Consider the following 13016-nt stretch of genomic DNA (forward strand, 5'->3'; position numbering starts at 1 on the left):
GAACAGCGACACTCTGCCGGCTGTGATCGTCACGTGACCTTGTAACGGATTCGTGCTGGTCACCGGGACGCGAACTTGGGATCCTGAGAATGCCGCGAACGTCTGGATGGTGAATATGCGAATAGCCGAGATCTTGCGCAGAAAAGGCAGCGATGTAGCGACGATCGCGCCCGACACGACGGTACGCAGCCTGCTAGGCACGCTCGCCGAGCACAACATCGGCGCGGTGGTGGTCTCGCCGGACGGCGACGGGATCGTCGGCATCATCTCCGAGCGCGACGTGGTGCGCAGTCTGCACGCGCGCGGCGCGGAGCTGCTCGACACCCCGGTGGCCGAGATCATGACCACCGACGTGCGCACCTGCGCGCCCGACGACCCCGTAGACGGGCTGCGAAAGACCATGACGGAGCACCGAATTCGGCACCTGCCCGTGGTCCATCAGGGCAGGCTGGTCGGCATCGTCAGCATCGGCGACGTGGTGAAGACCGCCATTTCAGAACTGGCCACCGAACGCCAGCACCTGGTCGAGTACCTGCAGGGCAAGTACTGAATTCGGCGCCCGCGCCGCTCAGCACCACGCACGGCGCCGTCCGAGCGTGCGCCGTGCGCTGAGCTGTCCGAGTGCCTTTCGGGTTACACCGCGCCCAGGTCCGCCGACACCCAATGCTCCGGCTTCAGGTACACCGCCACCTGCGGCCCGAACGACTCGGCCTCCTTCAAGTACGCCGCCACCGAATCCCCGCTGAGGTAGCGGGTGACCATCTCCAGGTGCAGTTCCTTGGTCATCGGCTCGATGCGAGTGACCGGCCCCTCCACCGTCACGTACCTAATGGTCGGTACTGTTCGATGCACCATCAGACTGAACCGACCGGTCTCGTTGATCAGCCGCATCTTCCGCGAATCAGGACCGGTCAACACCCACGGCTCCGAGCCGGGCTTGTACTGGTACCAAATCGGCAGAGTCAACGGGGCTCGATCGGTCCCCTCCGCCACCGACAACGCCGCGATATGCGGCTGCGCGAGAAACTCTTGACGCTCTTCCAAGGTCAATGCCATGACTGCCAAGGTACGGCCTAACGCCCTTGCACCGGTCCGAGTAGTACACGCCACGATGTTTGTCTTATTCCGTTGCGGTTGACTCTTCGGGCTCAGTGGGAGCCCTCCCGGGCAGGAGCGGCCTGTCCGTCGAGGTCTACGTGCGAGAGTCTGCTGAGTCTCGTCGCAGGCCGGTCTTCGATATTGAAACCTGTTGCCCGGGAGAAACCTTCGAACAGCTTATGGAAAGTGCGTATCGTTGGTGGCGTCCAGCGCATCTGACGGAGCGCTTCGATGGAGGGAGCGTCACGTTGCGATCCCACGCCCCGAGGTCGCATTTCGTGCGGCCACCGGCCGCCCGACTATCGGCGCTGTCCCCGCCCGCCGCCATTCGCAAGCTCTTCCCCGCACTCGCGGAATCCACCGATGTGTACCTGGACAGCGCCGCGACCACCCAGAAGCCGCTGCCGGTCATCGAGACCATCCACCGTTATCACAGCTCACGCACCGCGAACGCCGGGCGAGGCACCTATCCGTGGGCGACCAGCCTGACCACGCGACTGGCCAGGGTGCGTGAGCGCACCGCGACCTTCATCGGCGCCGCGCATGCCGACGAGGTGGTCTTCACCGGCGGCGCCACCGCGGCGCTCAATGCCGTCGCGCTGTCCTGGGGCCTGGCGATGCTGGAGGACGGTGACGAAATCCTCTACAGCCCAAGCGATCACGCGTCCAATGTGCATCCGTGGCACCATCTGCGCGGCCTGCTCGCCCGGTTCGGCCGCCGAATCACGCTGGTCCCCTACCGGACGACCGAGGCAGGCCGGGCCGACACCGCCGACATCACGGCCAAGGTCGGGCCGCGCACGCGATTGATCACCACCAGTCATCTGCACCACGTGTACGGCGGCCTGACCACGCTGGAAGAGCTGCGCGGCCAGCTGGATCCGCGGATCCTGCTGTGCTTCGACTGCAGCCAGAGCGGCGGGCACCTGCCGGTGGACGTGGCGGAGCTCGACGCGGATTTCGCAATCTTCGCCGCGCACAAGATGTTCGGTGCGCCAGGCACCGGAATCCTGTACTGCCGCAGACGTGTTCACGATCAACTGGTGCCGTTCCTGCCCGGCGGGAATTCCGGGGTACGGCTCGGCGACGCCGGGCTCATCCCGGACGCGATGCCCGCGTTGCTGGAGGGCGGCACGCCCAACATCCCCGGCATTCTCGCGCTGGGCAGCGCGCTGGAGGTGCTCGAATCGTTCGATGTCGCCGCCATCGCGGCGCACAGCCGAGCGCTCACCGAGCGCCTCATCGACGGGCTGCGGCCGATCCACGGCCTGGAATTCCTGCGCGGCCCGGCGCGTGCGCCCGGCGCGGCAGGCTACGGCATCGTCTCGTTCACGCTCGACGGAATCACCGCGACCGACCTCGGTTTCGTGCTCGGCGAACTAGGCTTCTTGGTTCGCACCGGCCTGCACTGCACTCCGGCCGCAGGCAACGACGACTCGGTCCGGGTGAGCACGCACATCTACAACACCGCCGACGAGATCGACCGATTCACCCAGTGCGTCATGACGATTGCCGAGGAGGTCACATGACTACGGACACCCCGCGCTATGACCGAAGGGCCGCGTCCCGGGTGTTGGCCGGGCTGGCGCAGCCCGGCCTGTTCACCGCGCCGGTGGCGATCCCGGACCGGCGCCGGTTCGAATTCACCTCCACCACACTGCACACCGAGCCGAACAGTCATCTCACCTACTCGCAACGGCTGTATCTCGAGCGGTTCATGCGGCCGTGCCGGGCCTATCAGGTCACCAGCGCCACCCATCGGATCACCTGGACCGACAGTGACGGCATCCCCAACACCGGCCACTACCGCGCGGACGGCCTCGGGCCGATCGTGCCGATCGCCATGCGCGAGACCGTGCTTGCGCTCTGGCACGCGCTGGCAGCGAATACTGCCTTCGCCGAGCGGATTTCGGCGCTCGGCCCGCGCGAGCACGCGATGCTCGACGGGACGACCACCGACCACGAGCCGATGGACATCTTCCGGGTCGGCATCGAGGCGGCCGGGCGAGCGCTGGCCCAGCACGCGCTGCTCGCCAGGCAGACGCCCTACCGCAGCGCGGCCGAATTCGCCAGCGGCATGCACGAATCCGGGCTCTTCGCCGCGGTCGCCACCCGATGGTATTGGGAGCTGCAGGCTTCCACGTACCGGCGCGGCATGATCCCGGTGACCCTGATCGCGCAGCCCGACGGCACAGTGCGCTACTCGGCCGAGACGGTCGCCACGCTGCGCGCGATGAAGGACGCCACCATCTCCGACGCGCACACGGTGATGCGCCGCGCCACGCACAGTGAGGGACTGAGCATCCCGGAGGCAATCGCCAAGTACCACGACGATCTCGACCTCATCTCGCGCCAGTACGCGCTGCTGCCCGCGGGGACCAGGCCCGCGTGCCTGGCCGCGATGCCACACCACCTCGGCGGCGGGCACTACAGCATCCTGCCGGTGGTGATCGACCAGTTCGTCGCGGTATTCACCGAAGTCGCGGGCCGCTGCGAGATCGCCGAGGTGAGTGCCGCACTCGACGAGGCGACCGCCGATCGCGTGGCCACCGCCGAGGACCAGGTGTTCTACGTGCCGGACATGACCTGCAAGCACTGCGTGCGGACCATCACCGGGGTGCTTGAGTCGATGGACATCCGGGTGATCGAGATCGATCTGATCAGCAAGCGCGTGGTCGCCGAGTTCCGCAGTCCGCGCAATCGGGCCAGGGCGTTCGAGGCCATCCGCGACGGCGGCTACAACCCGGTCGCCGAGCGGCCCGAGAGCGCGGCCGAGGACGCCGTGGCGGCCGCTCCGTCGGAAACCGCGGTATGACGGCACCGCCACCGGCGTTACCAGCCAAGCTCCACCCGCTGGTTCGCACGTTTCTCGATTCCCCCGACGCGGTCGCGCAGGCGCTGTCGCGGTTCGGCGCACCGGCGCACCTGGTGTTCCCGCAGGTGTACGCGGAGAACCTCGGCACGTTCCGCGCGGTGCTCGATCGTCACCTGTCGTCCTATCGAATCTGCTACGCGCACAAGGCCAATCAGTCGCGGGCCTTCGTCAGGACAGCCGAGCACGCCGGGATCGCCATCGATGTGGCCTCACCGCAGGAGCTGGCCTGCGCGATCGGCGCGGGTTTCGGGCCGACGCGGATCGAGGTCACCGGGCCGAAAGGCGAAGTGTTCCTTCGTGAGCTGATCGACTGCGGCGTCACGATCAACGTGGACAACCTGTGGGAGTTGCACCGCATCGCCGAGTTGGCCGGTGACGATGCCGGAGTGCCTGTCCTGCTGCGCATTTCCGGTTTCGACGCGGGCCAGGTGAGCCGGTTCGGCTTGCCGCTGAACCACATTCGGCGCGCCTTCGACGTACTGTCGGCGCATCGCGGCCGAATCACGTTCCTCGGGTTCGCTTTTCATCTCGATTCCGGTGACACCGCGGAACGGATCCGCGCCGTCGACGCCTGCCTCGCGCTGGTCGAACAGGCGTACGGCCACGGACTCACGCCGACGGTGCTGAACATCGGTGGCGGGTTCCGGCAGGTGTTCACCGCCGACGCCGATCGGTTCGACGCCTACGTGCACGCGCTGCGCGAGTCACTGCTCGGCCGCGGCGAGTCGATGAGCTGGGGCAGCAACACCTTCGGCTATCACGTCGCGGACGGCGCGGTGCACGGCATCCCGGTGTTCCACAAGTACGCCAACACAATTCCGGCGACCACGATGCTCGACGACGTGCTCACCGCACCGCTCGAGCGGCACGGCGGTCGCACCGTCGCCGAGGTCGCCTCGGACAACCTGCTCGATTTCTGGCTCGAGCCGGGCAAGGGGCTCGTCGATCACGCGGGGGTGACGGTGGCAAAGGTGGAGTTCGTCAAGGAGATCGCCGACGGCACGGTGCTGGTCAACCTCGACCTGAGCCGGGATTCGGTGACACCGGCCGACCAGGAGGTGATGGTCGATCCGCTCGTCCTGCCCGGCACCGCGCACCGCCCGGCGCCGGACGCTGGTGCGGTGGCGGCGCGTGCCGAAAGTGCGCCGGTCGGTGTGTATTTCGCAGGCCGACTGTGTCTGGAGCGCGACTTGATCACCAATCACAAGGTCTGGCTCGCCCACGGGCCGTCCCCCGGCGACCTGGTGGTGTTCCCGAATACCGGCGCCTACCACATGGACCTGTCCGCGGCTACGGCCTCGATGCGGCCGCCACCGATCAAGCTGGCCGTCACGCACCGCGCGGGCAGCTTCCAGGTGTGCCGCGACGGCGACTACGAGCCGTCCGGCCCTGCCGCGATCCCGCCGCAGCGCCACTCCGCACCGCGCCAACCGGTGCCACACCGAACCGCCGAGGCGCCCTGATGCGCTACGACCACATCACCGAACTCATCGGCAACACTCCCCTGCTGCGCCTCGACCCTGCCGTGCACGGTCTGCGCAATGTGGAGCTGTACGCGAAACTGGAGTCCTACAACCCCTTCGGCTCGGTGAAGGACCGGGTCGCCTGGGGCATGATCCGCGACGAGCTCGACGACATCGTCGCGGGCGGGCAGACCCTCATCGAGGCATCGAGCGGCAATACCGCCAAGGCGTTGCGCATCCTCGGCATTCGCTACGGGATCGGGCTGCGTGCGGTGACCAACCGCATCAGGGTCACCGAGCAACGAGACCTGTTGCGGCTCTTCGACACCGACATCGTCGAGCTGCCAGGGCTGTCCGAATGCCCCGATCCGACCACCCCGAACAACGTGTACTCGGCGATCGAGGCAACGATGGCCCAGCAGCCGGGCGCCTACCGCCACCTGTCCCAGTACACCAACGAGAAGAACATCGAGGCGCATCACCACGGCACCGGCCGGGAGATCCACGAGGACCTGGCCGCGGACGGCATCACCAGGGTCGACTATCTGATCGGCGGGCTCGGCACCACCGGGTCGACCAGGGGTGCGGCCACCTATCTGCGCAAGCACAACCCCGAATTACGCACCGTCGCTGTGGTTTCCGAGCGCTCGGACTTCATCCCCGGTATCCGCTCGGAGAGTGAGATGTGGGAGGTCGGCCTCTTCCAGCCCGACTTCTACGACCGCATCGTGACCATGGACGCGATACGCGCGGTGGACGCGACGCTGAGCCTGGCCACCGGGTACGGCGTGCTGGCTGGGCCGACCAGCGGGGCAAGCTACGCGGCGGCACTGGAAACCCTTGGCGCACTGAATGATGCGGGAGATGAGTCGGCGGATCCGATCGTCGCGGTGTTCATCGTCTGTGATCGGCTCGAGCCGTACCTGTCCTACATCAAGAAGCGCAAGCCGGAACTCTTCGGCCGCCAGGACCGCCAACCAGCGCCCACCGCAGCGGAATTGGCGACCGCACGCACCCTGACACCCGACCAACTGGCCGAGCTCGACCGCACCGGCAGACCGTTCATCGTCGACACCCGCGGCGCGATGGCCTACCGGATCGGGCATGTGCCCGGTGCGCTCAACATCCGCGACGATCAGCTCGACGAGATGTTCGCGGGCGGCATCCCGTTCCCCCGCTCCCGGCCGCTGGTGTTCGTCTGCCCGGTCGGCGAGCTGTCGCGCCGCTTCGCCCTGCGTGCCGAGCAGGCCGGATTCGATGCCGCCAGCCTCGCCGGCGGCGTCGTCGCGTGGCGGGACGCGGGACTGCCCCTGGAATCGGGTGGCTGACGACCTACGCCATTTCGCGTGTGTCGCCGCGACTTCGCGGCGAGACTACTCCAAGCGCCACGACCTGGCGCTGACGTCACATCCGTACCCGAGAGAGATGACCCATCATGTTCCGGTCGAAGAAATCCGTCGCCGCCGCACTGACCTCCTTCGGGGCGATGTCCGCCGCATTGGTCCTCACCGCGCCTGCCGCGCCTGCCACCGTCAACGCCATCGGCGTCGCACCCGGCCTGAGTTTCGGCAGCTCCACCCAGTACGGCACCGGCTGCACCTATATCGCGACGGTGACCGCCACCCCCGGTGACGTCGTCGCCTTCGTCGATCTGACCGGCGCGTTCGATCCAGTAGGTTGGATCACCGTGCCCGCCTCCGGCACCATCACCGCGAAATGGACACCGCTACTGCCCGGCAACCACACCCTCTACGCGGTGCGCAATTCCGGCGAATTCGTCCAGACCAGCGCCACCGTCGGCACCGGACTCAATCTCGGCTTCGTCTGCCTCGTCACCTCCTGAGCCTGCGAACCTGCCACGGTCGGCGGGTTCGCCGCCGACCAGGCACTAATGTGGTTGCGTGCACTCAGGCCAGGAATCAGACGACGACGCAGGCCCGCGGATCTGGGGCGGCACGACCCTCACCGAACGCAGGGAGGCGCGCCGCACCGCGCTGCTGGAGGCTGCGCTGGATCTGATCGGCGAGGCGGGCGCGAGCGGCGTGACCATGCGCGCCGTGTGCCGCAGGGCCAACCTCACCGACCGGTACTTCTACGAGAGCTTCGCCAGCCGCGACGAGCTGCTCGACGTGCTCTATCGCCAGGTGGCCGAGGAATTCCTCCCGCCCATGACAGCGTTTGCCGCGGCCGACGACCCGACCCGCGATCGCGAGCTCGCGCAGATCCTGGTCGACAAGGTCCTCGACGACCCGCGCAAGTCGCGGCTGCTGCTGGTCGAGCCGTACTCGAGCACCGGCCTCGGCCAGACCACCATCTCGGTGATGCCGGTCTTCACCCGGCTGATGCAGGATCACCTGTTCTCCCACATCGACGATCCGGTCAAGCGCAGGCTCGCCGCGCTCACCATGGCCAGCGGCAACGCGGGCATGTTCTCCGCCTGGCTCAACGGCTCGCTGCGCGCCACCCGCGAGGAGATCGTCGAGCACTGCGTCGCGGTGATCACCGCGTATCGCTCGATGTATCAGCCCTGACGGTCTCGGGCTGCGCCACAACAGGTTTGACGCCCCAGCAACACGGCCGCGACTGCGACCCCACGCACACCCGGGTTGCCAATTGTTCCATTCGGGTGTTTACTTCCAACCGCAAGGTGCCAATCGTTCGCTGAGGCTCCTTCACGGATACAGGCCAGCGACCCCGAACGTCGAGAGACGCCCCGGGTCAGGACAGATCTCCCCGGCTTAAGGGGTGATCCCGATTGGCTCCCGGCCCCGCCGGGTTCACGCCGTGAAGTGCCAAAGGTCTTACGAGGATGGGGCGCTACCGGCGTTTTTAAGAATTAAGCCCAAGCGTCGGGTTCCTCAGCTTGCGCTCTGCAACGATCAACATGATCAACGCTTGGTTTGCCATGCGCTGAGAGACGAAGGGAGGTGAGCCGGATGCCCGGCGGTGATAGTCCGAATTCCCCGTTAGCCAAAAATTCACCCGGCGACACCTCCTCAGCCAAGGACGGAACGGCAACCGCTCCGTAATCTGGACTGGATCCGGCGCGCGAGCGTCAGCGAGCCAGCCGACGGCTTGAGTTGTGACGGTGCGCTGACTAGCTCAGGAAGTGCGGGTCAATGACAACACTCGACATGATCCTCCGGCTGCTCGCCGGCGTCGGCCTCGGCGCCGCCATCGGATTCGAGCGCCAATACCGGGCCAGGATGGCGGGCCTGCGCACCAACGCGCTCGTCGCGGCAGGCGCGACGCTGTTCGTGCTGTTGTCGGCCAACGGCTTCTCCGGCGGCACCGCCGACCCGACCAGGGTCGCGGCCCAGATCGTCTCCGGCATCGGCTTCCTCGGTGCAGGCGTGATCATCCGCGACGGGTTGAACGTGCGCGGCCTCAACACCGCCGCGACGCTCTGGTGCGCGGCGGCGGTCGGCGCGCTCGCGGGTGCGGGCATGTACAGCACGGCGGCCGCAGGCACCGTCGCGGTGGTCGCGGTGAATGTCGCGCTGCGCGCCGCAGGTCGCGCCGTCGACAAGCAACCGGAAGCCGGGCACGAGCAGCCCGCCTCCTACGCGTTCACCGCCGTCACCAACGACGACAACGAGGCGCATGTGCGCGCCTTGCTGGTACAGGCGTTGACGCGCACCGACTTTCAGCTCATCTCGATCTCCAGCGCGAACACCGGCACGCCTGGCCGGGTAGAGGTGCGCGCGGAACTGTTCGGCGATCAGCGCGACGACCGGCAGATGGAATCCGCGGTCAGCAGGCTCAGCCTGGAACCGTCGGTGACCAGCGTCGGCTGGCACATCGCCACCACGGATGTGAAAGGCCCACAGGCATGACTCTCTTGCGGTCCATTCCCGCGGGCAGCGCCATCGACCGTCCGCGCAACCGGTACGCCGATGTGGTCGTTTTCGTCGGAGCCGCGGTGCTGATCTGGCTGGTCGTGCGGATCTCGGCCAGTGCGAACGTGCCGTTCGACCAGGCCGCCGCGCCCGCGACGGTGTCCACCGATCCGGCCGAGTTGCCCTACTACGCGGCACGCTCGCTGCTGCGGATGTTCGCCGCGCTCGGGCTGTCGATCCTGTTCACCTTCGTGTACGCGACGGCGGCGGCCCGGCTGCGGCGGGCCCGCACGGTGCTGCTGCCGATGCTCGACATCCTGCAGTCGGTGCCGATCCTCGGGTTCCTGTCGATCACCGTCGCCGGGTTCATCGCACTGTTCCCCGGCTCCCAGCTCGGCCTCGAAAGTGCCTCCATCTTCGCGATTTTCACCTCGCAGGCGTGGAACATGGCGTTCTCGTTCTACCACAGCCTCGCCGCGCAGCCGCGCGAGCTGGACGAGGCCGCGCGGAACCTGAGACTGTCTCGGTGGCAACGGTTTTGGCGTGTCGATGTGCCGAGCGGAATGATCCCGCTGGTCTGGAACGGCATGATGAGCTTCGGCGGCGGCTGGTTCTTCCTCGTCGCGTCCGAGGCGATCAGCGTGAACAACCACGAGTACGCGCTGCCCGGCATCGGATCCTATGTCGCGACCGCCACCGGCGACGGCGACCTCGGCAAGGTGTTCATCGCGATCGGCGTCATGATCGTGATGGTCGTCGGAGTGAACTTCCTGTTCTGGCGGCCGCTCACCGCCTGGGCGGAGCGGTTCCGGGTGGAGGACACCGGTGCGGCCGAGGCGCCGCGCAGCGTGGTGCTGAACCTGTTGCGGCGCTCGAACATACCGGTGCTGCTCGGCAAGATACTCGGCCCGCTCGTCGCGCCGCTGGATCGGCTGATGAGCGTGTTCGGGCTGGCCGAATACCCGCTGCACGCTTCGCCGCTGCGCCGCCGCGCCGGTGATCTCGTGTTCGCCGCGGTGGTGGCGGCCGCCGTCGCCTACGGCGGGTATCGCGTGGTCGACTACATCGACGCCACCGCGGGCTTCGGCGAGGTGGTGCACGCGTTCGGACTCGGCTTCCTCACCCTGCTCCGGGTGGTGGTGCTGCTGGTGTTCGCCACCGCGGTGTGGGTGCCGATCGGCGTGTGGATCGGGTTGAACCCCAAGGTGTCTCGGCTCGCGCAGCCGGTGGTGCAGGTGCTGGCCAGCTTTCCGGCGAACTTCCTGTTCCCGTTCGTCACCGCCGTGCTCGTGTGGACCGGCGCCAGCCTGAACTGGGCGGGCACCATCCTGATGGCGCTCGGCGCGCAGTGGTACATCCTGTTCAACGTCATCGCGGGCGCGAGCGCGGTGCCGACCGATCTGCGCGAAGCCGCCGCCAACCTGCAACTGCCGCGAAAACTGTGGTGGCGCAGGCTGATTCTGCCCGCCATCTTCCCGAGCTATGTGACCGGCGGGATCACCGCGGCCGGCGGCGCATGGAACGCGTCCATCGTCTCCGAGGTGGTCGACTACGGATCGACCACGCTGGTGGCGGCCGGGCTCGGCTCCTACATCCACGAGGCAACCAAAGTCGGTGACTCGCCACGGATCCTGATCGGCGTGCTGGTCATGAGCGTCTACGTGGTCGGCATCAACCGGTTGTTCTGGCGGCGGCTCTACGCACTGGCCGAACGGCGGTACTCGCTGTGACCGCCTGCTGTTTCTCCACCCGTTCGACAGGAGCTCGATCATGACCGTGACCACCACCAACACCACCAGCGAAGTCCTGCTGGACATCTCGGGTGTCGGCAAACGATTCACCGGTGCCGCCGGTGACGAGTTGCGGGTGCTCGACGGTATCGATCTGCAACTGCGCAGCGGCGAGATCGTCGCGCTGCTCGGCCGTTCCGGGTCAGGCAAGTCCACCCTGCTGCGCATCATCGCCGGGCTCATCGCGCCGTCGGACGGCGAGGTCACCTACCGGGGCACGCCGCTCAACGGCAGCAATCCCGGTGCGGCGCTGGTGTTCCAGTCGTTCGCGCTGATGCCGTGGCTGACCGTGCAGGACAATGTCGAGCTCGGCCTCGCCGCTCGGAACGTGCCGCCCGCCGAGCGGCAGCACCGTGCGCTCGCCGCCATCGACATGATCGGCCTCGACGGCTTCGAATCCGCCTATCCCAAGGAGCTTTCCGGCGGCATGCGTCAGCGTGTCGGCTTCGCCCGTGCGCTGGTGCTCGAACCCGATCTGCTGTTGATGGACGAGCCGTTCTCCGCGCTCGACGTGCTGACCGCGGAGAACCTGCGCACCGAGCTGGTGAACCTGTGGGCCACCGACGGATTCCCCACCAAGTCGATCTGCGTGGTCACCCACAACATCGAGGAGGCGGTGCAGCTGGCCGACCGGGTGCTGGTGCTCGGCTCCAATCCCGGCCGGATCATCGCGGAAATCCCGGTGGCGCAGCACCGTCCGCGGGACCGGCGCGCGCCGTGGTTCGAGGCCATGGTCGACCAGATCTACGGGCTGCTCACCGGCCGTGACACCGAACCTGTTGTCGCGGAACCGGATAAGGCGACGCCCACCGCGCAGCCGTTGCCCGACGCCTCGGTCGGCGGCCTGGCAGGCCTGGTCGAGCTCGTCTATGCCGGCGGCGGCCGCGCCGATCTGCCCGACATCGCCGACGAGCTCAATTTCGAGATCGACGACCTGCTGCCCCTCGTCGACGCCGCCGAAATGCTCGGCTTCAGCACCGTCGAGGACGGCGACGTCCTGCTCACCGACATCGGCACCCGCTTCACCACCGCCGACATCCAGGAGAGCAAGCGCATCTTCGCCGAGCAGGCGCGCCACCGCGCCCCCTTGGTCCGCACCATCTGCAAGGGCCTCACCGGCAGCTCCGACGGCAGCCTCCGCGCAGGCTTCTTCCTCGACCTGCTCCGCCGCGGCTTCGGCCCCGACGACGCCCGCCGTCAACTCGACATCGCCATCGACTGGGGCCGCTACGCCGAGCTCTACGACTACGACACCGATTCCGACAAAATCACCGCCGACCCCGCCGCCCAAGTCTTCGACGGCGTCCGCGGAAAGTGGACCACGTAGAAGTCCCCGGCGAATCACAGGTGGAAGCGCGAGATCGGTTGATCCACAACAGTTCGTGCACTTCTGGGCGATCGTCAGGTTGACAAAAAGGGCACCGACAGAGACGGTTGTGGCGATCCAGGGGTAAGCACGAGGGGGTTCGATGCCGATGCCAGACAAGGCAACTCTGTCCACACTGCTCAACGGTCGCCGCGAGGTGCCGTGATGACGGGCCAAGGTTTCTACAATCACGTCGACGATCCCGACGAATTCTGGGACGACGAACCTCTCGATCCGAGGCGCCCCCATCGCGCACCTGGCGCTGCGGCGCCGCCCACCATCACGACGGAACTCGAGGCTTCGCCAGTGGTGCCGCAACGGGCGGGACAGCGCGCTTCGGAAGCCACACCAGCTCCGGGCCGTCCTGCGGGCGGATCGTCCTTCATATCAATGGAACTCGACGGTGGGTTTCTGCCGGTCCGTATTGATTTCACTGCTGGGTGGACCACACAGGTTGCGCCATATGAAGCCAGCGACGAGCTGATGTCGGCGTATAAGGCCGCAGTCTCTCTGCGCTTGGGACGGTTGTACTCAGCTGGTCGGCTGCCATCGCCGCAGGAGATCTCGGACACGGCGGTGCCGGAC

The 13016-nt window shown here is 67.2% G+C and carries 11 protein-coding genes and 1 riboswitch; of the genes, 10 read left to right on the top strand and 1 reads right to left on the bottom strand.

Annotated elements, in window-relative coordinates; genetic code table 11:
• Window positions 1–115 precede the first annotated feature (115 nt).
• The gene (locus tag NA11_RS06585; RefSeq protein ID WP_069160991.1) at window positions 116–550 is read left to right on the top strand and encodes a CBS domain-containing protein; all 435 of its coding nucleotides are present in this window, start codon (window positions 116–118) and stop codon (window positions 548–550) included.
• Window positions 551–633: 83 nt separating this feature from the next.
• On the opposite strand, the gene NA11_RS06590 is transcribed toward NA11_RS06585, so the two are convergent.
• Window positions 634–1056 (bottom strand): pyridoxamine 5'-phosphate oxidase family protein, encoded by a 423-nt coding sequence (locus tag NA11_RS06590; RefSeq protein WP_069160863.1) that lies wholly within the window; start codon window positions 1054–1056, stop codon window positions 634–636.
• A 320-nt stretch (window positions 1057–1376) separates the two neighbouring features.
• Between NA11_RS06590 and NA11_RS06595 the strand changes: the two genes are divergently transcribed.
• From NA11_RS06595 to NA11_RS06635, 9 genes are all read left to right on the top strand, one after another.
• Entirely contained in the window at window positions 1377–2627 is a 1251-nt protein-coding gene (locus tag NA11_RS06595) for an aminotransferase class V-fold PLP-dependent enzyme (protein ID WP_069160992.1), read from the top strand.
• On the top strand, window positions 2624–3913 hold the full coding sequence (locus NA11_RS06600; protein WP_069160864.1) for a heavy-metal-associated domain-containing protein: 1290 nt from the start codon (window positions 2624–2626) through the stop codon (window positions 3911–3913). The genes NA11_RS06595 and NA11_RS06600 overlap by 4 nt, the downstream gene beginning before the upstream one ends.
• Window positions 3910–5436 carry a type III PLP-dependent enzyme domain-containing protein gene (locus tag NA11_RS06605; protein WP_069160865.1) on the top strand — a complete coding sequence of 509 codons (1527 nt, stop codon included), beginning with the start codon at window positions 3910–3912 and terminating at the stop codon, window positions 5434–5436. Before NA11_RS06600 ends, NA11_RS06605 begins: the two co-directional genes overlap by 4 nt.
• A complete protein-coding gene (locus tag NA11_RS06610; protein WP_069160866.1) occupies window positions 5436–6764 on the top strand; it encodes a pyridoxal-phosphate dependent enzyme in 1329 nt (442 codons plus the stop codon). Before NA11_RS06605 ends, NA11_RS06610 begins: the two co-directional genes overlap by 1 nt.
• Before the next feature lie 107 nt (window positions 6765–6871).
• Window positions 6872–7279: a hypothetical protein gene (locus tag NA11_RS06615; protein ID WP_069160867.1), complete on the top strand. Its 408-nt coding sequence runs from the start codon at window positions 6872–6874 to the stop codon at window positions 7277–7279.
• Window positions 7280–7337: 58 nt separating this feature from the next.
• The gene (locus NA11_RS06620; RefSeq protein WP_069160868.1) at window positions 7338–7967 is read left to right on the top strand and encodes a TetR/AcrR family transcriptional regulator; all 630 of its coding nucleotides are present in this window, start codon (window positions 7338–7340) and stop codon (window positions 7965–7967) included.
• Window positions 7968–8082: 115 nt separating this feature from the next.
• Window positions 8083–8254, top strand: a riboswitch (M-box (ykoK) riboswitch).
• Between the two features lie 301 nt (window positions 8255–8555).
• Window positions 8556–9272 carry an MgtC/SapB family protein gene (locus NA11_RS06625; RefSeq protein ID WP_069160869.1) on the top strand — a complete coding sequence of 239 codons (717 nt, stop codon included), beginning with the start codon at window positions 8556–8558 and terminating at the stop codon, window positions 9270–9272.
• Entirely contained in the window at window positions 9269–11005 is a 1737-nt protein-coding gene (locus NA11_RS06630) for an ABC transporter permease (protein ID WP_069160870.1), read from the top strand. The genes NA11_RS06625 and NA11_RS06630 overlap by 4 nt, the downstream gene beginning before the upstream one ends.
• Window positions 11006–11045: 40 nt before the next feature.
• Complete coding sequence (locus NA11_RS06635; protein WP_069160871.1) at window positions 11046–12392, top strand: ABC transporter ATP-binding protein; 1347 nt, start codon at window positions 11046–11048, stop codon at window positions 12390–12392.
• Window positions 12393–13016: the final 624 nt, after the last annotated feature.

This window comes from Nocardia altamirensis NBRC 108246 (assembly GCF_001612685.1).
Lineage (GTDB): Bacteria > Actinomycetota > Actinomycetes > Mycobacteriales > Mycobacteriaceae > Nocardia > Nocardia altamirensis.